The sequence below is a fragment of the Glutamicibacter sp. BS14 genome (assembly GCF_056934375.1).
In genome coordinates, this window is sequence record NZ_CM167801.1 from 1630572 (window position 1) to 1651627 (window position 21056).

At 60.9% G+C, this 21056-nt stretch carries 20 protein-coding genes; 13 read left to right on the forward strand and 7 right to left on the reverse strand.

The window, feature by feature from the left end; translation table 11 throughout:
* The first annotated feature begins 187 nt into the window (after window positions 1-187).
* Window positions 188-1963, forward strand: coding sequence for a carbohydrate-binding module family 20 domain-containing protein (locus AC1Z36_RS07695; protein WP_483561910.1), 1776 nt, complete (start codon window positions 188-190; stop codon window positions 1961-1963).
* 57 nt (window positions 1964-2020) lie between these two features.
* Here the strand turns inward: AC1Z36_RS07695 and AC1Z36_RS07700 are convergent, their stop codons facing one another.
* The 6 genes from AC1Z36_RS07700 to AC1Z36_RS07725 form a co-directional block, all read right to left on the reverse strand.
* Window positions 2021-2734 (reverse strand): nicotinamide mononucleotide transporter, encoded by a 714-nt coding sequence (locus tag AC1Z36_RS07700; protein WP_402470411.1) that lies wholly within the window; start codon window positions 2732-2734, stop codon window positions 2021-2023.
* 216 nt (window positions 2735-2950) lie between these two features.
* A complete protein-coding gene (locus tag AC1Z36_RS07705) occupies window positions 2951-3568 on the reverse strand; it encodes a TetR/AcrR family transcriptional regulator (protein WP_013349779.1) in 618 nt (205 codons plus the stop codon).
* A gap of 31 nt (window positions 3569-3599) precedes the next feature.
* Window positions 3600-4919 (reverse strand): phenylacetate--CoA ligase family protein, encoded by a 1320-nt coding sequence (locus tag AC1Z36_RS07710; RefSeq protein ID WP_483561911.1) that lies wholly within the window; start codon window positions 4917-4919, stop codon window positions 3600-3602.
* Between the two features lie 32 nt (window positions 4920-4951).
* Complete coding sequence (locus AC1Z36_RS07715) at window positions 4952-5398, reverse strand: hotdog fold thioesterase (protein WP_134779684.1); 447 nt, start codon at window positions 5396-5398, stop codon at window positions 4952-4954.
* Window positions 5399-5514: 116 nt separating this feature from the next.
* Window positions 5515-6528, reverse strand: a complete 1014-nt coding sequence (locus AC1Z36_RS07720) for a GNAT family N-acetyltransferase (protein ID WP_483561912.1) — start codon at window positions 6526-6528, stop codon at window positions 5515-5517.
* Window positions 6529-6548: 20 nt separating this feature from the next.
* Complete coding sequence (locus AC1Z36_RS07725; RefSeq protein ID WP_483561913.1) at window positions 6549-8702, reverse strand: S9 family peptidase; 2154 nt, start codon at window positions 8700-8702, stop codon at window positions 6549-6551.
* 202 nt (window positions 8703-8904) lie between these two features.
* Between AC1Z36_RS07725 and AC1Z36_RS07730 the strand changes: the two genes are divergently transcribed.
* From AC1Z36_RS07730 to AC1Z36_RS07770, 9 genes are all read left to right on the forward strand, one after another.
* Window positions 8905-10371: an amino acid ABC transporter substrate-binding protein/permease gene (locus AC1Z36_RS07730; protein ID WP_483561914.1), complete on the forward strand. Its 1467-nt coding sequence runs from the start codon at window positions 8905-8907 to the stop codon at window positions 10369-10371.
* On the forward strand, window positions 10368-11123 hold the full coding sequence (locus AC1Z36_RS07735; RefSeq protein ID WP_105656927.1) for an amino acid ABC transporter ATP-binding protein: 756 nt from the start codon (window positions 10368-10370) through the stop codon (window positions 11121-11123). The genes AC1Z36_RS07730 and AC1Z36_RS07735 overlap by 4 nt, the downstream gene beginning before the upstream one ends.
* 195 nt (window positions 11124-11318) lie before the next feature.
* A complete protein-coding gene (locus tag AC1Z36_RS07740; protein WP_332489071.1) occupies window positions 11319-11768 on the forward strand; it encodes a DoxX family protein in 450 nt (149 codons plus the stop codon).
* Between the two features lie 141 nt (window positions 11769-11909).
* Entirely contained in the window at window positions 11910-12896 is a 987-nt protein-coding gene (gene paaA / locus AC1Z36_RS07745) for a 1,2-phenylacetyl-CoA epoxidase subunit PaaA (RefSeq protein ID WP_105656925.1), read from the forward strand.
* Between the two features lies 1 nt (window position 12897).
* On the forward strand, window positions 12898-13188 hold the full coding sequence (gene paaB, locus AC1Z36_RS07750; protein WP_105656924.1) for a 1,2-phenylacetyl-CoA epoxidase subunit PaaB: 291 nt from the start codon (window positions 12898-12900) through the stop codon (window positions 13186-13188).
* Window positions 13185-14045 (forward strand): 1,2-phenylacetyl-CoA epoxidase subunit PaaC, encoded by an 861-nt coding sequence (gene paaC, locus AC1Z36_RS07755; RefSeq protein ID WP_483561915.1) that lies wholly within the window; start codon window positions 13185-13187, stop codon window positions 14043-14045. Before paaB ends, paaC begins: the two co-directional genes overlap by 4 nt.
* Before the next feature lie 37 nt (window positions 14046-14082).
* Window positions 14083-14580 carry a 1,2-phenylacetyl-CoA epoxidase subunit PaaD gene (gene paaD / locus AC1Z36_RS07760; RefSeq protein WP_332489069.1) on the forward strand — a complete coding sequence of 166 codons (498 nt, stop codon included), beginning with the start codon at window positions 14083-14085 and terminating at the stop codon, window positions 14578-14580.
* Window positions 14577-15737 (forward strand): 1,2-phenylacetyl-CoA epoxidase subunit PaaE, encoded by a 1161-nt coding sequence (gene paaE / locus AC1Z36_RS07765; protein ID WP_105656922.1) that lies wholly within the window; start codon window positions 14577-14579, stop codon window positions 15735-15737. The genes paaD and paaE overlap by 4 nt, the downstream gene beginning before the upstream one ends.
* Window positions 15738-15755: 18 nt before the next feature.
* Window positions 15756-16541, forward strand: coding sequence for an enoyl-CoA hydratase/isomerase family protein (locus tag AC1Z36_RS07770; RefSeq protein WP_332595042.1), 786 nt, complete (start codon window positions 15756-15758; stop codon window positions 16539-16541).
* 76 nt (window positions 16542-16617) lie between these two features.
* Here AC1Z36_RS07770 and AC1Z36_RS07775 read toward each other — a convergent pair whose 3' ends face one another.
* A complete protein-coding gene (locus tag AC1Z36_RS07775; RefSeq protein WP_013349765.1) occupies window positions 16618-17070 on the reverse strand; it encodes an Lrp/AsnC family transcriptional regulator in 453 nt (150 codons plus the stop codon).
* 226 nt (window positions 17071-17296) lie between these two features.
* Here AC1Z36_RS07775 and pdhA point away from each other — a divergent pair, with 226 nt between their 5' ends.
* Genes pdhA through AC1Z36_RS07790 form a run of 3 tightly spaced genes read left to right on the forward strand, consistent with a single transcriptional unit; the run spans window position 17297 to window position 20954 of the window.
* On the forward strand, window positions 17297-18460 hold the full coding sequence (pdhA, locus tag AC1Z36_RS07780; RefSeq protein WP_105656919.1) for a pyruvate dehydrogenase (acetyl-transferring) E1 component subunit alpha: 1164 nt from the start codon (window positions 17297-17299) through the stop codon (window positions 18458-18460).
* A gap of 1 nt (window position 18461) precedes the next feature.
* On the forward strand, window positions 18462-19544 hold the full coding sequence (locus tag AC1Z36_RS07785; protein WP_105656918.1) for an alpha-ketoacid dehydrogenase subunit beta: 1083 nt from the start codon (window positions 18462-18464) through the stop codon (window positions 19542-19544).
* On the forward strand, window positions 19545-20954 hold the full coding sequence (locus AC1Z36_RS07790) for a dihydrolipoamide acetyltransferase family protein (RefSeq protein WP_483561916.1): 1410 nt from the start codon (window positions 19545-19547) through the stop codon (window positions 20952-20954).
* Window positions 20955-21056: the final 102 nt, after the last annotated feature.

Sequence of the window (21056 nt, forward strand, 5' to 3'; positions counted from 1 at the left end):
GGGCAATTTACGCGGACATTTTCGCGGGTTTAATGTATTTACAGAAATTTACTTATTGGAGAGAGCTAAGAAAACGCTTACAGTTGTGTCGCAGGTCACGCGTTGATGGGGAACGTGTGGTTGAGCGATCCCGACGCTGTCGCGTCGAGCTATCGCAGCCCGATCATCACAACAAAGGAGTTTTTCTGTGGAACTTTTGCCATCACGCGCCAAATCAACACAACGCCAGCACGGAGCCAGGACGGTGAAGCCGGTGGCAGCACTCGGCGCCTCGCTCGCCCTGCTCGCTGCACCGTTGTTCGCAGCACCCGCCCAAGCCGCCACCCCATCCAACGACGGCAAGGATGTCATCCTCAACCTGTTCCAATGGAACTGGAATTCGGTAGCCCAGGAATGCGAGTCCAGCATCGCCCCAGCAGGATATGGCTACGTCCAGGTCTCGCCTCCAGCTGAGCACCTGCGCGGCACTGCATGGTGGACCTCGTACCAGCCGGTGAGCTACAAGGTGGACTCGAAACTGGGCAACCGCGAGGAATTCTCCGCCATGGTCAAAAGTTGCAACGACGCAGGCGTGAAAGTGATCGCAGACGCCGTGGTCAATCACATGACCGGAGCCGGGCAGACCGGTACTGGAACCGCAGGCTCGGCTTTCTCCGATGACAACTTCCCAGAGTATTCGGCCCAGGACTTCAACGATTGCCGCACCAACATCACCAACTATGCCGACCGCTGGCAAGTGCAGCACTGCCGCCTCGTTGGCTTGCAGGATCTGAAAACCTCCAGCAGCTACGTCCAGCAAAACATCGCCGACTACCTGGATGATCTCGTTTCGCTCGGCGTCTCCGGCTTCCGCATCGATGCCTCGAAGCACATCCCGGCAACAGACCTGGAAGCCATCAAATCAAAGATGAAGAACTCCGGTGCCTACTGGGTGCACGAAGTCATCGGCGCCTCGGGAGAGCCAATCCAGGAAAGCGAATATTTGGGCAGCGGCGACTCCCACGAATTCGACTACTCGCGACAGCTCAAGCATGATTTCGACGCGCAAATCGCCAACTTGCGCTTCATCGGCGACGGCAAGCTCACCAGTGACCGGGCCGGGGTTTTTGTCACCAACCACGACACCGAACGCAACGGCGAATCCATGAACTACAAGTGGGGCGCCAAGTACCTGCTGGCCAATGTTTTCATGCTGTCCTGGCCCTACGGGTCACCCACCGTGTATTCCGGATTCGCGTTCACCGACAAGGAAGCAGGCGCTCCGGGCGCCAGTGACGCATCGGTACCCAATGCCGACTGCGACTCCTCCGCCTGGACCTGCGAACAGCGGCAAGATGAAATCACCGGAATGGTGGGCTTCAACAACGCCGTCGGCGACGCGGCTGTCAGCAATTGGTGGGACGATGGCGGCAACCAGATCGCATACGGCCGCGGCAATAAGGGCTTCGTAGCCATCAACAACACCTCGGCGGCAACCACCCGCGAATACACCAGCTCGCTGGCCGGTGGCACCTATTGTGATGTGGTGTCCGGAGGCGATTGCTCGAAGACCATCACTGTGGGAGCCGACGGCAAGTTCACCGCGACACTGCCTGCCTACGGTGCCATGGCCCTGCACATCGGTGCCGTATCCGATGGCGGATCAGGAACGCCGGATCCGGTCGAGGACACCGTTGATGTCAGCGTCGCGGTCACCGCCCAAACCGTCATGGGGCAGAACATCCGCATCGTCGGCAACCAGCCGGAACTAGGCAGCTGGGATCCGGCCAAGGCGCCACAGCTATCAGCTGCCAGCTACCCGAGCTGGAGCGGAACGGTGGACCTTCCGGCAGGAACGCAGTTCGAATACAAGTACGTCAAGTACGACCAGAGCGGCAATGCCACGTGGGAATCAGGGGCCAACCGCATCGCGACCGTGAATGCGGACGGTTCCCTGAACCTGAACGACAGCTGGCGCAATTAGCCACAAAAAAATGATCCCGCCCCAGTTCACACTGGGGCGGGATCATTCTAGGTTCAGCTACTTTTCGGTTTTGGCATTCAGCTTGTCCAAGGTTGCCTGCTTGGCTTTTTGCAAGGCCAGCTCTTCCTCGTCCAGCTCGACCTGCACCGGCTCGGCAGCCTGGGCAGGAAGGCCGCGCCACAGGAAGAAGCCATACACAGCTCCCAGAGCGATGAATACGAACAGGCCCATCATGCCCAGCATTGGGGAGATCAGGAAGTAGATCACCAGATCGGCAATGGCGGCCAGAGCCAAGACCAGCCAGCCGGTGCGCACGCCGCGAGCGATCATCACGAAAGAGGCGAAGATGGCTGCATCAGCGAAGTAGAGGACCCAGATTTCAGGGGTTGCGCTCATGAAGCCGCCGTTGAAGAGGAACGGGCCGAAGCGCAGGGCAACGAGCAGGATCAAGCCCATGAGCAGGCCGACCGCTGACCAAATGGTTACCGGGGTGCTGGTGACTATGCGGGTGAATTTGCCGTTGAGCTTGAACAGCGAGAAGCGCCACAGGCCGAAGACAGCGATCAACAGCAGCGGCACGGCGTAGAGCAGGCCCATCAGGTCGTACTGCAGCGAGGTGATGACGGGGCCGGTGAAGGCGCCCAGGATCAAGGTCCACCAGCCCAGGTCATTGCGGTGCGCCAGCAGTACTGCAGAAATGAAAACTAGCAGCATGCTTGCCGCAGAGAGCAAGATCTGGACATAGGAACTACTGCTTTCGGCGGTAGCCATGAAAAGGGTTTCTAAGATGGAATCCACAGCGCTCTTCACTTGGTTGATCGAGAATGACTGGTGCTAAAGCACCCCTTCGATGCTAACGGCGATTTCTGTGAGGAAGACAAGATTACAAGGAGGCATACGCCACATTGCCGCTTGCCCTGTGGCACGCTTAAACGACGCTGGCTCCCACCGATCAGGTGGGAGCCAGCGCAAGATGCAATCCAGCGATTAAGCCGCTGTGGTGTGCAATCCGTTGAAGAGCAATGAAATGGCTTGGTCTTCCAATTCTGGTCCGTTGATCGGACCGTCAGCGCGGTACCAATCCACTACAGAGTTGATCAGGCCGAACAGCAACCTGGCCGTGGCCCGCGGTTCCAAGTCCGCGCGCAGCTTGCCGTCGGATTGGGCTGCGGTGACCAGCTCAGCGAGCTGGCGGTCCATCGCCCGTCGGCGCTGAAGAGCTTGGCGTTCCAGTTCGGTGTTGCCGCGCAAGCGCAGCAGCAGTGTCACGTAGGAACGCTTGGCCAACAGGATCCGGAAGGTAGCGCGCAAGAAGAATTCCAAACGCTCATCGGCGCTGCCCTCATGGGAGCGGACCTCGGCGATCACCGCTTCCAGGGGAATGAGCGCTTCATCCAACGCCAGACGCAGCAGGTCCTCTTTGGAAGGGACGTGGTGGTAAATCGCGGACTTGCTGATACCCAGCCGGTCAGCGAGCTTGCCCATGGAGGTCGCGTCGTAGCCGTATTCGTTGAATGCCTCTACGGCAATGCGCAATACGGTTTCCTGGTCGTACCCGGGGCGGCCACGCTTGGCCGGACGGTTCACAATATCGGTAGTTTCCATGATTTATCGATTATCCCATGTGCTCACTGGGTTAGCTGTTGCGCAGATCAAAGATGCGCTTGAGCTTGCCCATGGAACGCTCCAAGGATTCTGGCTCGACCACGTCGATGGCGCAGGAAGAACCGACGTGGATCTTGATCAGCTTGGCCAGCTCCTTGGCCCCGTTGGCAGCGTCCCCGGATGAGGCATCCATGCGGCGCTCCACCTTCACTGCCAGCTGGTCCATGCGGTCTGGACGGGAAAGGATGAGCTGGAAGTGCGGCGAAAGCGATGGCACCTTCAGGATCAATTCCTCGATCTGGCTTGGGAACAGGTTCACCCCGCGCAGGATGATCATGTCATCGCTGCGTCCGGTGATCCGGCCCATGCGACGGTGACCTGGGCGGGAGGTACCTGGCATCAGGCGGGTCAGATCATGGGTGCGGTAGCGGATGATTGGCAGTGCCTGCTTGGTCAGCGAGGTGAAGACCAGCTCGCCGTGTTCGCCGTCCGGCAGCACCTTGGTCTCGTCGAAGGCGTCAATGATTTCTGGGCGGAAGTGGTCTTCCCAGATGTGGCTGCCGTCCTTGTGTTCGCCGTTCTCGCCAGCCACGCCAGGGCCCATGACTTCGGACAGGCCGTAGATGTCGCAAGCGGTGATGTTGAACATCTCTTCCAGCTCGTGGCGCATTTCCTCGGTCCACGGTTCCGCGCCGAGCACGGCAACCTTCAGCGAGGTGGCACGAGGGTCCAGGCCCTTGCGCTGCATGGCATCGCCAATGGTCAGCAGGTAGGTCGGGGTGCACAAGATAGCATCCGGCTCGAAGTCCTGGATCAGGGAAATCTGCTTATCGGTCTGTCCGCCGGACATCGGAATGACGGTGGCACCGAGGTATTCAGCTGCCGCGTGGGCACCGAGGCCGCCGGTGAACAGGCCGTAGCCGTAGGCGTTGTGCACCTTCCAGCCTGGCTTCACGCCGGCCATGCGCAGGCAGCGGGCACCGAGCTTGGCCCAGTCCTCCAGGTCCTGCTTGGTGTAGCCGACCACGGTCGGCTGCCCGGTGGTGCCAGAGGAGGCATGGATGCGGGCGATCTCATGCTGCGGTACCGCGAACATGCCGAAGGGGTAGTTCTTGCGCAGGTCTTCTTTGTCGGTGAACGGGAACTTGGCCAGATCGGCCAGTTCTTTCAGATCATCCGGGTGCACCCCAGCGGCATCGTACTTCGCCTTGTAGTACGGAACGTTGTTATAAGCATGGTGCAGCGTTTCCTTCAGGCGGGTCAGCTGGATCGCTTCGATCTGCTCGCGGCTCATGGTCTCTTCTGGATCAAGCGGATTCGGAAGGCTGTCGCGGTCGGTGTTCTGAGACATGCTGAAACTTTCGTGTGGAGTGGGCTGGGTGCTTAGCGGCTTTGAGGCTTTGGGACCGTGCGCGAACGTCCGCGGAACTGCGCCACGGTTTCAATTGAGCCGTCGGCCGCTGGCTGGGTCACCGTGATGTCATAGATCCCGCTGCGTCCTTGCTGCGAGACTCGGTTGCCGGTGGCGGTCAGCACTCGTCCGGGTATTGCTGGCTTGAGGAAGTTGACGTCAGCGCCCGAAGCGACCGTGATGGTCTCATCGGAGCCCTCCTGCGGATTGCAGGTCAACGCAAATGCCGTGTCTGCTAAAGCGAAGATCATGCCACCGTGGCCAATACCAAAGCCGTTGAGCATTTCCTGGCGCAGCGTCATCGTGATGACTGCGTGCCCATCGGAGACCTCGACGACTTCGATTCCCATCCACTGGGTCGCGTAGTCATTGTGGAGAATGGCGTGTGGGACCGTATTCCCTACCTGCGTTTCGCTCATCGTCTTCCTTCGCCGAATTATTTACCGAACGATCATTAGGTAATAACATTATGTGAGCTAAGTCAAGTTATGCGACCGTATTGGCGGTACTGTTTCAGCGATGAAGCGCAGCGGATTCAGGCAGTGAATATCCCTTGATGGACGTCAAGGATGAAAGGTTCCTTGATCCGGTTGTAGTCCATGACCAGGCCGTTCTCGCCGTCGCTTGCAGCCAGTGCGCGGGCGGCTTCCCGCTTTACCGCGGCGTATGCCAAACGGTCGGCTTCATGGTGTTTCAGATGCTCGCGGAAAAGCACGAGCCGCAGATACTCGGGGCTTCCTGCACTGAAGACATGGATATTGGCCTCGGGGAGCCGCGAACCGGCAGCGGGCTTGAGCATGCGGTGGCCATACCAGCCAGGTTCACGGTGCCAAAGAAGCATGCCGCTGGATTCCAGCGCCGGAACGTAGGACGCTTCCTGATCCGCGTCGGGGACCAGCAAGACGATGTCGATGATCGGCTTGGCGGGCAGGTCCGGAACGGATGTCGAGCCGGTGTGTTCAATGGCCAACGCGGTGGCCCCCAGGACACTGGCGATTCGATGGTGCAGGCGGTGGAAGTCCCTGGCCCATTGCTTCGATGGCTCGGCAATCTCTATGAGGCCGCGCATCAGCTCTCCACCCACGGCCTCGTATTCCGGATCTTCATCTGGCTGGCCGGTGAGCAGCGGGTAGAAGGGCAAGGTGCACAGGTACCGCCGGGCATCCGGCCAGCGCGGGTCGGCAGAAGACTGCGAAACAACGCAACCCAGCGAGCGGTAAAAACCCACCGCATCCTCTGCAGTGGTGGCCCAAACGTTCTTCTCATGGCAGTCGCGCAGCTCAGCGAGCAGCCTCGAGCCCAGCCCCCGGCCCTGGTGGGATGTTTTCACGGCCAGGTATTCAACGCACACCGCGTATTTGCCGCTGTGCCGGTAGGCGGCCAGTGCCGCAATATCGCCCGCGGCAGTGGCGATGGAAAGCACCTCAAGGCCTTCGCATTCATCGAGCAGCGCTTCGAGCGCCTGCTCGTTGGCAGGTTCGGCGGCCAGCACCAGCAAGCGGCGAATCGCAGGGTCATTGCGGTAGTCGCTGATCTTGATGTGGTGCATGGCCGCCGTTCCTTTGCTACTTAGATTTCGTCGGTGCATCCCAGGGCGTCCAAGGCGAAGGCGTAGTCCCACGCGCGGGCCTTCCAGGACTCGTAACGTCCCGAAGCGCCGCCGTGACCGCCATCCATTTCGGTCTTCAGCACAATCGGGGCCTGTCCGGTACCGACTTCCCGCAGCTTGGCCACCCATTTGGCTGGCTCCACATACAGTACACGGGTGTCATTGAGCGAGGTGACCGCAGCGATCTTCGGGTAATCCTGTGCTGTGACGTTTTCGTAGGGAGTGTAGGACTTCATGTAGTCGTAGACCTCCTTGCTCTCGATCGGGTTGCCCCATTCTTCCCATTCCAGTGCCGAGAGCGGAAGCTCTGGATCCAGGATGGAGGTCAAGGCATCGACGAACGGCACCTGGGCGATGATCGCGGTATACAGCTGCGGAGCCATGTTCGCGACAGCGCCCATCAGCAGTCCGCCGGCCGAACCGCCCAGGGCGGCGATGCGCTGCGGATCGGCCCACCCGGAATCGAGCAGGTACTGTGTGGAATCAATGAAGTCGGTGAAGGTGTTCTTCTTGTGCAGCTTCTTGCCCTGCAGGTACCAGTTGCGGCCCAGCTCGCCGCCGCCGCGCACGTGGGCAATGACAAAGACCACTCCGCGATCCAGCACGCTCAAGCGAGGGATGCCGAAACCAGGATCCATGGAGGCCTCGTAGGAACCGTAGCCGTAGATCAGCACCGGCTGGGGAACCGAGGTATCCAGGTCGGCACGGCGCATGATGGTCAAGGGGATCTTGGCGCCATCGGCCGCGGTGGCCCACTCGCGGGTGGACAGGTACTTGGCAGGATCGAAGTTGTTCACCGGGGTCTGCTTGCGCAGCACCAGCGACTGGTTCTGGAGCCACAGGTCGTATACGCGGGCCGGGGTGAAGTCTGCGGTGTAGCCGATGCGGATCAACGGAGCATCCAGCTCGGCAAAGGTCGCCGAGGCAGTGAACAGCTCATCATCGAAATCCGGTTCAATGGCCGGCTGCTGGGCTTTGGTGCCCAATCCGTCCAAGGCGATCAGCTGCACGCGCTCGCAGGTATCTCGGCGCACCGAGAGCACCACGTGCGAACCGGTCAGCGCGGTGCCTTCGATCTTGACCGTGTCCTCGTGGGCCACCACGGTCTGCCAGTGCGCCGGGGCGGCGTTTTCGCCCAGCTGGTCCAGGGATGCCAGCGACACCATGTTGTTCGGTGCCTGGTGGTCGTGGGTGATCAAGGCCTGGCCGGCGCCCGGCATCAGGTCGATTCCGTGCAGCAGGCGCAAGGAGCGCGGCACCAGCAAGGTCACGGCAGCCGAAGGATCGGCCAGATCCAGCATGCTGGTTTCGGCGTATTCGGAGTTGCCGCTGGAGATCATCAGGGTGTTGCGGTCCGGGCTCAGATCGAAGCCGAGCCACATGCCAGGATCATTTTCCTCGAAAATGATCTTGTCCTGCGTTGGGAGGGTCCCCAGCAGGTGAGCACGAATCTGGTGTGGCCGCCAGGTTTCGTCAACCACCGTGTAGAAGACAGTTGAAGAATCGGGGGAGAAGGCCAGGCCGTAGAACACTCCTTCAATGGTGTCGCTCAGCAGCAGGCCGGTGTCCAGGTCCTTGATGAAAAGGGTGAATCGCTCATCGCCCGCATTATCGACACAGTAGGCAAGCAAGTTGCCTGCTTCATTCAACGCCATGCCGCCGAGCGAGAAGAACGGCTGCCCTTCGGCTAAGGCGTTGCCATCAAGCAGCACCTCTTCGGCAGGCAATGCAGTTTCCGCGTCGATGACCGGGGGAGTCCAGTCGGCAACAAGGTCCCCGGTGTCCGATGCCTTGACGCGGCACTGGATGGTGTAGGGCTTGCCTTCGGCCGAACGGGTGAAGTACCACCAGCCGCGGCGGCGCACTGGAACCGACAAGTCGGTTTCAACGGTGCGTGCCTTGATCTCGCTGAACAAGGCATCGCGCAGCGGCTGCTGGCTAGCGGTAATGGTGTCGGTGTACTCGTTTTCTGCGGTCAGATGCGCGATGACATCCGGGTTGGCTTTCTCCCGCAGCCACTCGTAGTTGTCGATGAAGTCATCGCCGTGGAAGCTGCGGGTGGTGGGCAGCTTTGCGGCACGCGGTGCATTGGCGGTCAACGATTCTGGAGTCATACCCCTATTCAATCCCACTACCGTGCTATGCGGGTGCAGCTATGCTCAGCGCGGACAGAACAGCGGTTTCAAACCGATAACGATGCAAGTGCAGGCGAGTCGCGGGGTACCGGCTAGGCTTTATAAGTCCTAGGCTTGCAGGCAGAACGTATCATCTGCAACTTGGGCCATTCGCCCTTCAGTACGAGAAAGCGATACATCAGTGGAAAAGAAAAGAACAGCTGCCCCCACAGGGCGCCTGGCCCGATGGATAGCCGCGGCTGCCATCGGTTTGATGGCCCTGGTCGTCGGGGCACCCTCGGCCGTGGCCCAAGGCAGTGAAAGCGTCGAGGGCCAGACCTACGTCATCGGCACGGATACGACTTTCGCGCCCTTCGAGTTCCGCCAGAACGGCGAACTGACCGGTATCGACATGGATCTTTTGCGCGCCATTGCCGAAGACCAGGGTTTTGAAGTCGAGATCAGGTCCCTGGGCTTCAACGCCGCTTTGGCCGCCCTTTCCTCCAACCAGGTGGATGGCGTGATCGCCGGCATGTCGATTACCGACGAGCGCAAGGAGATCTACGACTTCTCCGAGCCGTACTTCGAGTCCGGCGTGCAGATGGCTGTCGCTGCCGGCAATGACGAGATCACCGGTTACGAGGACTTGGAAGGCAAGACCGTTGTCGCCAAGACCGGCGCCGAGGGCGAAAGCTATGCAAAGTCCATCGCCAAGGAATACGGCTTCGAGGTCAAGTCCTTGGACCAGTCGGCCACCATGTACGAATCGGTCAAGGCCGGTTCTGCAGTTGCCGTCTTCGACGACTACCCGGTGCTGGCCTACGGCATTGCCCAGGGCAATGGCCTGAAGACCGTCACCGACAAGGTCCCGGGCGGTTCCTATGGCTTCGCCGTGAACAAGGGCGAGAACACCGCGCTGCTGGCAGCGTTCAACGACGGCTTGGCCGAGCTGAAGGCCAACGGCGAGTACCAGCAGATCCTGGACTCCTACCTTGCCGACCCGACCGCAGCGGCGCCAAGCAACTTCTTCGACCTGCTGGTCAAGTCCATTCCCGCATTGATGACCGGTCTGTGGCACACCCTGCTGGTGACCGCGATTTCCTTCGCCATTGCCATGGCATTGGGCCTGGTCTTCGGCTTCATGAAGATCTCCGGGAACATCGTGCTGCGCGGCATCGCCACGACCTTCGTGAACATCTTCCGCGGCACCCCGTTGCTGCTCTGGGCCTTCATGTTCTACTTCGGCCTGCCGCAGCTGACCGGCTGGGAGATCAGCGTCTGGACCGCAGGCGTGCTGACGCTGTCGCTGAACGCCGGTGCCTATGTCGCCGAAATCGTTCGCGGCGGTATCCAGTCGGTGGATCCAGGGCAACTTGAAGCATCCCGTTCGCTGGGCCTGGGCTATGGCAAGTCGATGCAGAAGGTCGTGATCCCGCAGGCTTTCAAGATGATGACCCCGTCGCTGATCAACCAGTTGATCATCAGCCTGAAGGACTCCTCGTTGCTGCTGGCTATCGGCTTCACCGAGCTGCTCTACCAGGGCCAGCAGATCTACGCGGCGAACTTCCGTGTCACTGAGACCCTGCTGATCGTGGGCATTATCTACTTCATTGCCATTATGGCGCTGACCAAATTGGCAAATTATGCCGATCGGAGGTTCAACAAGTGAGCACCGTAACTGAGCAAAGCTCCAACGTGAAGATCCAGGTCAAGGACTTGCACAAGTCCTTTGGCTCCAACAATGTCCTCAAGGGCATCGACATGGATGTCCGCGAAGGCGAAGTGGTGTGCGTGATCGGCCCTTCGGGGTCCGGCAAGTCCACCTTGCTGCGTTGCCTGAACAAGCTTGAGGACATTACCTCGGGCAAGGTGGTTGTCGATGGCTTTGATGTCACCGACCCCAAGGTGGACATCAATGAGGTGCGCCGCCATGTAGGCATGGTGTTCCAGCACTTCAACCTGTTCCCGCATATGAGCGTGGCAGAGAACATCATGCTGGCGCCGGTCGAGCTCAAGAAGATGAGCAAGGCGGAAGGCCGGGAGCGCGCACTTGAGCTGCTGGAACGCGTGGGCTTGCGCGAGAAGGCCAACGCCCGTCCGGCCTCGCTCTCTGGCGGCCAGAAGCAGCGTGTGGCCATCGCCCGCGCGCTTGCCATGGCCCCGGGCATCATGCTCTTCGATGAGGCTACCAGCGCTCTTGACCCGGAGATGGTCGGAGAAGTGCTGCAGGTTATCAAGGAGCTGGCCGACACCGGAATGACCATGGTTCTGGTGACCCACGAGATGGGCTTTGCACGCGAAGTCGCTGACCGCGTGGTCTTCATGGCTGATGGTGTTGTCTGCGAGCAGGGTGCGCCCGAACAGCTGTTCGGCAACCCGCAGCAGGCGCGTACCCAGGACTTCTTGTCCAAGGTTCTCTGAGCCGTACCGCCAAGCCAGCGGAAAACCGTGCTGTCCACGACCAGATGAAACTGGTTGCGGGCAGCACGGTTTTTTCGTGACGAAGCTTACGGGACAAAAACCTTCATATGCTTGAAGGTTCAACTTATTCCCTTGTAGGGTTGGAGCAGTAGCCACACGGGATCTTCCCGTGCCCCAATCCCTAGGAGTTAAAATATGTCCGCTCTGGAAAACAACCCGGGTCTGCAGACCGCTGCGCGTACCCTGCTTCGCTTGGCCTTCGGCTTCCTCTTCCTGGCTCATGGCTGGCAGAAGTACTTCCAGTTCACCATCGAGGGCACCACTGCGGCCTTTGGTCAAATGGGCGTTCCTGCTGCCGGCTTGATTGCTCCAGTGGCGGCAACCCTGGAGATCGCCGGCGGCGCCGCGATCATCCTTGGCCTGCTGACCCGCGTCTTCGCTGGCCTGCTGGGCCTGCAGATGATTGCCGCCCTGTTCATGGTTCATGCCTCAGGTGGCGTGTTCGTGGAAAATGGCGGCTTCGAGCTTGTCCTGGCACTGGCTGCCGGCGCGCTGGCACTGCTCTTGACTGGCCCAGGCCGCATCTCGCTTGATGCGCTGATATTCAAGGGCAAGAACTCGGAAAAGGCGCTGGCTAACGCCTAATCCCCAGCTTCAAGGAAACCCCGGGAATTCTTTCCCGGGGTTTTGTTGTGCCTGGAGGGGGTTGGTGTTGACGTGATCGAGCGCACTCTGACATACTGAACGAACGGTCAGTATGTAATTTGTTTTCGATGAGGTGAACCCATGGCCCCGACCACACCGCAGGAGCCGGGACTGAGTGCCGTCCCGAGCTACGAAGAAGAGCAGTCCCAAGCGCGTTTCGACGCCTTGATCGATCAGGACTCCCGCGTCGAGCCACGCGACTGGATGCCTGAGAAGTACCGCAAGACCCTCAGCCGCCAGATCTCCCAGCACGCGCACTCCGAAATCATCGGCATGCAGCCTGAGGCCAACTGGATCACCCGCGCTCCCTCGCTGAAGCGCAAGTCCATTCTGATGGCCAAGGTGCAGGATGAAGCCGGGCACGGGCTCTACCTCTACTCGGCTGCCGAGACCCTGGGCACCACCCGCGACGAGTACAACGAGCAGCTGCTCTCCGGCAAGGCCAAGTACTCCTCGATCTTCAACTACCCTGCACGCACCTGGGCGGATATGGGTGCTATCGGCTGGCTGGTCGATGGTGCGGCCATCGCCAACCAGGTTCCGCTGTGCCGCGCCTCCTACGGCCCTTACGGCCGTGCGATGGTGCGCGTGTGCAAGGAAGAATCCTTCCACCAGCGCCAGGGCTTCGAAATCCTGCTCTCGCTCTCCCGTGGCACCGAGGCGCAGAAGAAGATGGCCCAGGACGCCATCAACCGCTTCTACGAGCCCTCGCTGATGATGTTCGGTCCGCCAGATGACCAGTCGCCGAACTCCCAGCAGTCCATGGCCTGGAAGATCAAGCGTTTCTCCAATGACGAACTGCGCCAGCGCTTCGTTGGCATGATCGCCGAGCAGGTCAAGGTCCTGGGCCTGACCCTGCCGGATCCCCAGCTGCACTTCGATGAAGAAAAGAAGCAGTGGATCCACAAGGATTTGAACTGGGATGAATTCATGGCAGTGATCAAGGGCAATGGCCCGGCCAACGCGCAGCGGCTGGAACGCCGCCGTGAAGCGCACCGCGAAGGTGCCTGGGTCCGAGAAGCCGCCGCAGCATACGCAGCAAAACAAGCACGAAGTGAGGTCGCCTAGCATGAGCCAACAGAGCAATTGGCCCCTGTGGGAAGTATTCGTCCGTTCGTCCCGAGGACTCTCGCACGTCCACGCCGGATCCCTGCATGCACCGGATCAGCAGATGGCACTGCGCAACGCCCGCGATCTGTACACCCGCCGCAATGAAGGCGTCTCGCTATGGGTCGTAAAGTCCTCGGACATCATCAGCTCCGACCCCGGTGAAAAGGATTCCTTCTTCGAATCCCCGCAGGGCAAGGACTACCGCCACGCGACCTATTACAAGGCCAGCGAGGGAGTGAAGCACCTGTGAAGCACGAAGAACTCGACGAAGCGCTCGATAGCTTCGGCGACGCGCTGGCCTCGGCCACCCGCGTCACCCCGGGCAATGCCCTCCGTCCGGAGGACATCGCCGTGGACGGCGTCAAGCCAAGTGAAGAGGTTGCGCGCTACGCGCTGACCCTGGGCGACGATGCCCTGATCCTGGCGCAGCGCATGTCGCACTGGATTTCCCGGGCTCCGGAACTGGAAGAAGATGTTGCCCTGGGCAATATCGCCCTGGATATCCTGGGCCACGCCCGCTCGTTCCTGACCTACGCCGGACTGGCCTGGGGCAAGACCGAAGACGAATTGGCCTACTGGCGCGAGGAAGAAGAATTCACTTCGCTGTGGATTGTCGAACAGCCTAACGGCCACTTCGGCGTGACGATCATCCGCCAGCTGATCGTTTCGATCTTCCAGAACCTGCTCTACAAGCAGCTGGCGCAGTCCAAGGACGAAACCCTGGCCGCCATCTCGGCCAAGGCAGTCAAGGAAGTTGACTACCACCGCGACCACGCCATCCAGTGGACCATCCGCCTGGGCCTGGGGACCGAGGAATCAGCGTCCAGGATGCGCCATGCCCTGGAAATCCTCTGGCCGTACGTCGATGAGATGTTCCGCGATGAGGAAGTCCACCAAGACCTTGCGGGCATCGCCGTGCTGCCCTCCACCCTGCGCGTTGCATGGGATGAAGAAATCACTGCGGTACTGGCCGACGCCGGACTGGAGATTCCTGCTACCGGACAGGCCATGGCCTACGGACGCCGCGGCGAGCATTCGGAGCACCTGGGCTACCTGCTGGCAGAGATGCAAGTTCTCGCCCGCAAGCATCCCGGTGCCAGCTGGTAACTACGCAACATTTTTGCCCGAAAAGGGGGAAGCAGTCTTGAGCAAGACGATCGCTGGCGCCAAGGACCTGTTCGCTATCGCCTCCCAGGTGACCGACCCGGAAATTCCGGTGCTATCCATCGCGGACCTGGGAATCCTGCGCGAGGTGGACATGGCCGAGGACGGAACCGTGCAGGTAGTCATCACCCCGACCTATTCAGGTTGCCCGGCGATGGATGCCATCAATGGCGACCTGTACACCGCTTTCGCAGACGCCGGATATGAAAAGGTTGACGTCAAGCTGGTACTGAGCCCGGCGTGGTCAACGGACTGGATGACCGCGGAAGGCAAGGCCAAGCTCGAAGAGTACGGGATTGCCCCACCGACCGGCCAGGGCCACGCAGGCCGCGTCACCCTGGGCATGAGCGTGAAATGCCCGCGGTGCCACTCGCTGAACACCCGGGAGTTGGCCCGCTTCGCCTCGACTTCCTGCAAGGCGCTCTACACCTGCAAAGACTGCTTGGAACCCTTCGACTACTTCAAGGTGCTCTCATGACCGAAAAAACCACTCCCACCCGACGCCGGGCCTCCTTCCATCGGCTCACCGTCTCGAACGTGCGCCGGTTGACCAAGGACTCAATTGAAGTCAGCTTCGCCATCCCTGGCGACTTGAGCGAGGAATACGACTACGTCGCAGGCCAGTACGTGGCGTTGCGCAAGGAAATCCCCAACGCCGAAGGCGAGCTGGTCGAACTGCGCCGTTCGTACTCGATCTGCGCCGCCCCGACGGGCGACGAGATCAAGGTGGCGATCAAGCGCGACCTGGGCGGCCTGTTCTCCACCTGGGCCAACGAGTCCCTGGCCGCAGGGGACCAGATCGATGTGATGAGCCCTGCCGGCGCTTTCATCTCCAAGCACAAGCTCACCCAGATCAATAACCCGTCGACCATCGACACCAAAGCGCAGGACCGTTTCGTGGCCGTCGCCGCCGGCTCGGGCATTACCCCGGTGCTGGCCATTGCCCGCACGATCCTCGAAGCCAATGAGCACACCCGTTTCGACCTGATCTACGCGAACAAGGCCGCCATGGACGTCATGTTCCTGGAGGAACTGGCCGACCTGAAGGACCGCTACACATCCCGGCTGGCACTGCACCACGTGCTCAGCCGCGAACAGCGCATTTCGCCGTTGCTTTCGGGCCGCATCGACGCCGAGAAGCTCACCACGCTGCTGACCAGCGTGGTCCAGGCACCGAATGTTGACGAGTGGTTCCTTTGCGGCCCATTCGAGCTCGTCCAGTTGGTCCGCGACCAGCTGGCCAGCTTGGACGTTCCCGCCGAGAAGGTCCGTTTCGAGCTATTCACCACCGGCGAGCCGACGAAGCCGCAAGGGCATATCGGCCGTCCCGTGGTGGCGGACGAGAATGAGGAAAGCTACGAGATCAGCTTCAACCTCGACGGCCTGAAGGGCGAGGTCAAGTCGCCGGTGCGGGCCAACGAAACCGTGCTGAACGCTGCCTTGCGCGTGCGTCCGGATGTGCCGTTCGCTTGCGCTGGCGGCGTGTGCGGCACCTGCCGTGCCAAGGTCACCTGCGGTACGGTCACCATGGCCGAGAACTACGCGCTGGAACCCGACGAAGTCGAAGCCGGCTACGTACTGACCTGCCAGTCGCACCCAACCAGCGAAAAGCTGAGCGTCGACTTCGACGCCTAGAAAGGCCAGGACGAATCCATGATCGAACTGACGATTGAAGATTCCATCGCGCGGGTGGTGCTCAACGCTCCACAGAAGATGAACTCGCTGGATGAAGCTGCGTTGGCGCAGCTCTCGGAAGCCTATGACAAAGCGGCCGCCGCCGTGGCTGCGGGCACCGTGCGCGCGCTGGTGCTGACCGGCGAGGGACGCGGATTCTGCGCAGGTCGCGACATCTCCGGGGTAGATCCCGCGGACGATGACGTGATCGGCTATCTTGACGGCAAGGTCCAGCCGCTGCTGGAAAAGATGTCCAGCTTCCCTGCGCCAACCTTCGCGCTGGTGCAGGGGGCCTGCCTGGGCGTGGGATTGGGGCTGGCGATCGCTACCGACGTAGTCTACGTCGCGGAAAACGCCAAGATCGGCTCGCCGTTCGCGAACCTCGGTGCCACCTTGGACTCGGGCGGGCACTGGCTGTTCACCGAGCGTCTCGGGGCACACCGCACGCTGGATCTGATCTACACCGCCGAACTGATCTCCGGTGCTGAAGCGGTGCGTTCGGGATTGTTCTCGCGTGCGTTCGCGCCCGGGGAACTGGTGGAGCGCAGCGAAGAAATCATTGCCAAGGTAGCCCAGGGTGCAACTCAGGCATTCATCGCTTCCAAGCAGCTGGTCAAGGAAATCCGTGACCAGCGTGCGGGGCTGTGGGAATCGATGCGTACCGAGAACCGGGCGCAGGCAGCCCTGTGCGACACCGCTGACTACGCCGAAGGTTTCAAGTCCTTCCAGGAGAAGCGCAAGCCGGTGTTCACCGGCCAGAAGTAGTTTCCCAGCAGACACGAGAAGAGCACCTGGAAATGGTATCCAGGTGCTCTTCTCGTGTCTTCCGGTGAATCACTGCCTATCGGGTATCGGTGTCTTCGAAGATCAGCAGGGTCTGCGTATCCAGGACCGTTGGCAAAGACTGCAATTGCTCGAAGACCACGCGGCGCAGATCCAGATTGTCCTTGGCTCGCACCAGCAGGATCACATCGAAATTGCCTCCGACCAAGCCCACATGATGCACCTCGGGAATGGACGCCAAGTGATCGCGCAGTTCGCGCCAGGAATGCTGGCGGAGTTTCAAAGTCACGTAGGCGCTGGCCTTGAGCCCTGCCTTCACCGGATCAATCACCGCCGTATAACGAGTGATCACCCCGGCATCTTGGAGCTTTGCGATACGGGAATAGGCGTGGGCACGCGATACATGCACCTTTTGTGCCACGGTGGTGACCGACTGGCGCCCGTCGCTGGTTAGCTCAGCGAGGATCGCATGGTCGACATCATCGAGTTTTAACTCCGCTTCCGCGGCCATTGGTACTCCTTGTTGACGTGTCGGACGTCTCTGTTCCAAACACAATCTATCGAAACTTTTCGTCTACGAGTATAAGGATACCAATCGCAACTTTCCACGATTCCACGCCGGACTGGATACAGAATGCCACGCATACCCATAATTGATTGCAAATGATGTTTAGGTGAAGTGAGTCACAAGCAGTTGTGCTCATGGACCGAGCCAGAACCACGAAAGGTGGGAGAACATGAGCACTGAAGCGCATGCAGATCGCATCTCTGATGTCAGCAAGAAATTCGGGATTACCCCCGAAGACTACATGCTGCCAGCACGCCACATGATCAACCTGTTGAACCCGGACGGAACCCTGCGCCCAGAGGACCAGCAGGGCACTGAACCTGGCCACGAGTACCCGCTGCCAAGCCCGGCCCGGCTGCTGGAAGCCTATGCGGCTCTGGTCACCGGCCGCCGCGTCAACGACCAGAACTCCGCACTGGTCCGCCAGGGCCGCATGGCTGTCTACCCCTCCAGCCACGGGCAGGAAGCCTGCCAAATCGCAGCAGCCCTGTGCCTGGGCGAGAACGACTGGCTTTTCCCAACCTACCGCGACACCGTAGCGGTGCTGACCAAGGGCGTAGCCCCGATGGAAGTCATGACCAGCTTCCGCGGCGAATGGCACTGCGGCTATGACCCGAAGGCGTATAACTGCGCACCGATGTCCACCCCGCTCACGACCCAGCTGCTGCACGCAGTGGGTGTCGCCCACGCTGCCAAGCTGCGCGGCGAAGACACCGTAGTGGTGGCCATGTGCGGCGATGGCGCCACCAGCGAGGGCGACTTCCACGAAGCGCTGAACTTCGCCGCGGTCTTCAACCTTCCGGTGATCTTCTTCGTGCAGAACAACAAGTACGCCATCTCGGTTCCGCTCTCGCAGCAAAGTGCCGCCCCGTCCCTGGCCCACAAGGCTGTTGGCTACGGCATGGCCGGCGAGCGCGTGGATGGCAATGACCTGATGGCCTTGATGGCAATCATGACCCGTGCGGTGCGCATGGCCCGCGAAGGCAACGGCCCGCTGCTGATCGAGGCCCACACCTACCGCATGCAGGCGCACACCAACGCAGATGACGACAAGCGCTACCGCGAGGACTCCGAGGTCCAGGAATGGATCGCCAAGGATCCGGTGACCCGCATGAAGGCGTACCTGGACGATGCCGGGCTCTTGACCGATAGCACCGTCGCCAAGATCACCGCAGACGCCGAGTCGGTCGCCAAGACCTTGCGTGATGGCATGAACCAGGAAGCCAACACCGATCCACGTGAGCTGTTCGAGCACGTGTACTCGGCCAAGACCCCGCAGCTGGCTGAACAGCAAGCCATGCTCGTCGACGAACTAGACCGTGAGGAGGCCTAGGATGACTGCCACTACTTCGCGCTTGAACCCGAACGTCAGCGCCGCCACCGCACGAGCCGCAGCCAAGGCCGCCAATGAGCACCAGCCGGTGACCTTCGGCAAGGCGCTGAATACCGCCCTGGCTGATTCGCTGGTTGCCGACAACTCGGTAGTGATCTTCGGCGAGGATGTGGGAACCCTTGGCGGCGTTTTCCGCATCACCGACGGGCTGACCGCACGCTTTGGTTCCGAACGCTGCTTTGACACCCCGCTGGCCGAATCCGGCATTGTCGGCATGGCCGTGGGCATGGCCATCAACGGCATGCGCCCGGTTATCGAGATGCAGTTCGATGCATTCGCCTACCCGGCGTTCGAGCAGATCGCTTCGCATGTCGCCAAGATGCGCAACCGAACCCAGGGCAAGCTGAACCTGCCGATGGTCATCCGCATTCCGTACGCCGGCGGCGTGGGCGGCGTGGAGCACCACTGCGATTCCTCGGAAGCCTACTATGCCCACACTCCAGGGCTGAAGGTCTTCACGCCCTCGTGCGTAGAGGATGCCTACCTGATGCTGCGCGAAGCCATCGATTCGGATGATCCGGTGGTCTTCTTCGAGCCGAAGAAGCTGTACTGGTCCAAGGAGCAGGTGGACTTGGCGCAGCTGGCCGAGCAGTACGAGGCCAAGAAGAGCGCTAGGACCGAGGGCCAGGCGCGCATCGCCCGTCCGGGCAGCGATGCCACGCTGATTACCTATGGTCCAAGCGTTTCCACTGCATTGGAAGCTGCCAAGTTGGCAGCCGAGGAAGGCATCAGCCTGGAAGTTCTCGACATCCGGAGCATTGTGCCCTTTGATGACGAGACCGTCTGCGCATCGGTGCGCAAGACCGGACGCGCTATCGTGGTTGCCGAAGCCCAGGGCTTCGCCTCGGTAGCCAGTGAAATCGTGGCCCGGGTGCAGGAACGCTGCTTCCACTCGTTGGCCGCTCCAGTGCTTCGCGTGACCGGATTCGACATTCCATACCCGGCCCCAACGCTGGAAAAGTTCCATCTTCCAAGCGCCGAACGCATTCTCGACGCGGTTGACCAGCTTCAGTGGGAGGCGTAAATGAGCATCAAGACTTTTCTCTTGCCAGACCTTGGCGAAGGCCTGACCGAAGCCGAGCTGGTGCGCTGGATGGTTGCCGCCGGTGACGTTGTCGCAGTTGACCAGCCCATAGCGGAGGTGGAAACCGCGAAGTCGCTGGTGGAGATCCCTTGCCCGTTTGAAGGCGTAGTCTCGACCCTGCATGGGGACGCCGGCCAGATGATGCTGGTGGATGAGCCTTTCATCTCCGTGAACACCGGCGGCGAAGAAGGTGAAGCGCCTGAAGCCGAACGTGCGCAGTCCTACCGCGAGGAAGAGCGTGCTGGCACCCAGACTCCTGCCGAAGAATCAGCAGAAGCCGATGAGGGTAGCGGCAATGTGCTCATTGGCTACGGCACTTCCTCTGCCCAGCGCAAGACCAGCCGTCGGCGCAAGCCGCGCGGCGGGGTAGCCGCGCCAGCGGCACAGGCACCGGCCGAAGCGGCCCGCGTGATCAACCCGCTGGTACGAAAGCTGGCGCGGGATAACGCCTTGGATATCACAACGGTTCGAGGCTCTGGTCCAGAAGGGCTGATTCTGCGCACCGACGTGGAAGCTGCCTTGTCGGCTGATGCGGGGCTGCCTGCAGCTGCGGCGGCCGCTGCACTGGCAGCACCGGCCCCGGCTTCCGCAGCCGCGGCGCCCGCTGCACCAGCCCAGGCTGGCGAGGCGGATTCGAAGACCGGCCTGCCGGTCGCATCTTCCCAGGTGCTCTCGGGCGTGCGCAAGACCATCGCCACCGCGATGAGCACTTCGCGCCGCGAGATCCCCGAGGCTACCGTGTGGGTGGATGTCGATGTCACCAAGCTGCTGAAGCTGCGATCGAAGATCAAGGAAGCCGAAGGCCAAGCTCCAAGCGTCATGGCACTGATCTCCCGTTTCGCGGTGGCCGGCTTGCGGCGCTTCCCTGAACTGAACAGCCGCATTGAGGCTGAAGCTGATGGGGGCTTGCGCCATACCCTCTTCGAGGGCGTGAACCTCGGGTTCGCAGCCCAGACCGATCGCGGCCTGGTTGTGCCGAATGTGCGCAACGCCCACATGCTGAACGCCAAGGAACTGTCAGCCGAGTTCGCTCGACTGGCTACGGTGGCCCGCGAGGGCAAGGCCGGTGTCGCCGACCTGTCCGGCAGCACCTTCACCATCAATAACTACGGCGTGTTCAATGTTGATGGCTCCGCGGCCATCATCAACTACCCGGAAGCGGCCATTCTGGGGCTGGGGCGCATCATCGAGAAGCCGTGGGTGGTCAATGGCAAGATCAAGGTCCGTTCCATCTGCGAGATGACACTGAGCTTTGACCACCGGGTCTGCGATGGCGGAACCGCTGCCGGCTTCATGCGCTATGTTTCTGACGCGATGACGGATCCAAAGACTGCGCTGGCTTCGCTCTAGCGCCTACTGTGCGCAGTGCTCGCTCTCACGAGTGATCTTGATGCCCGTCGAACCTCACGAGGATCGACGGGCATCACCCTTTTTGCTGATATTTCCTCTATG

Excerpts from the sequence above, each read along its gene's own strand:
- AC1Z36_RS07700 (WP_402470411.1), bottom strand. The coding sequence starts at position 2,734 with ATGGCTACCGCCGAAAGCAGTAGTTCCTATGTCCAGATCTTGCTCTCT.
- AC1Z36_RS07705 (WP_013349779.1), bottom strand. The coding sequence starts at position 3,568 with ATGGAAACTACCGATATTGTGAACCGTCCGGCCAAGCGTGGCCGCCCC.
- AC1Z36_RS07710 (WP_483561911.1), bottom strand. The coding sequence starts at position 4,919 with ATGTCTCAGAACACCGACCGCGACAGCCTTCCGAATCCGCTTGATCCA.
- AC1Z36_RS07715 (WP_134779684.1), bottom strand. The coding sequence starts at position 5,398 with ATGAGCGAAACGCAGGTAGGGAATACGGTCCCACACGCCATTCTCCAC.
- AC1Z36_RS07720 (WP_483561912.1), bottom strand. The coding sequence starts at position 6,528 with ATGCACCACATCAAGATCAGCGACTACCGCAATGACCCTGCGATTCGC.
- AC1Z36_RS07725 (WP_483561913.1), bottom strand. The coding sequence starts at position 8,702 with ATGACTCCAGAATCGTTGACCGCCAATGCACCGCGTGCCGCAAAGCTG.
- AC1Z36_RS07740 (WP_332489071.1), top strand. The coding sequence starts at position 11,319 with ATGTCCGCTCTGGAAAACAACCCGGGTCTGCAGACCGCTGCGCGTACC.
- paaA (WP_105656925.1), top strand. The coding sequence starts at position 11,910 with ATGGCCCCGACCACACCGCAGGAGCCGGGACTGAGTGCCGTCCCGAGC.
- paaB (WP_105656924.1), top strand. The coding sequence starts at position 12,898 with ATGAGCCAACAGAGCAATTGGCCCCTGTGGGAAGTATTCGTCCGTTCG.
- paaE (WP_105656922.1), top strand. The coding sequence starts at position 14,577 with ATGACCGAAAAAACCACTCCCACCCGACGCCGGGCCTCCTTCCATCGG.
- AC1Z36_RS07770 (WP_332595042.1), top strand. The coding sequence starts at position 15,756 with ATGATCGAACTGACGATTGAAGATTCCATCGCGCGGGTGGTGCTCAAC.
- AC1Z36_RS07775 (WP_013349765.1), bottom strand. The coding sequence starts at position 17,070 with ATGGCCGCGGAAGCGGAGTTAAAACTCGATGATGTCGACCATGCGATC.
- pdhA (WP_105656919.1), top strand. The coding sequence starts at position 17,297 with ATGAGCACTGAAGCGCATGCAGATCGCATCTCTGATGTCAGCAAGAAA.
- AC1Z36_RS07785 (WP_105656918.1), top strand. The coding sequence starts at position 18,462 with ATGACTGCCACTACTTCGCGCTTGAACCCGAACGTCAGCGCCGCCACC.
- AC1Z36_RS07790 (WP_483561916.1), top strand. The coding sequence starts at position 19,545 with ATGAGCATCAAGACTTTTCTCTTGCCAGACCTTGGCGAAGGCCTGACC.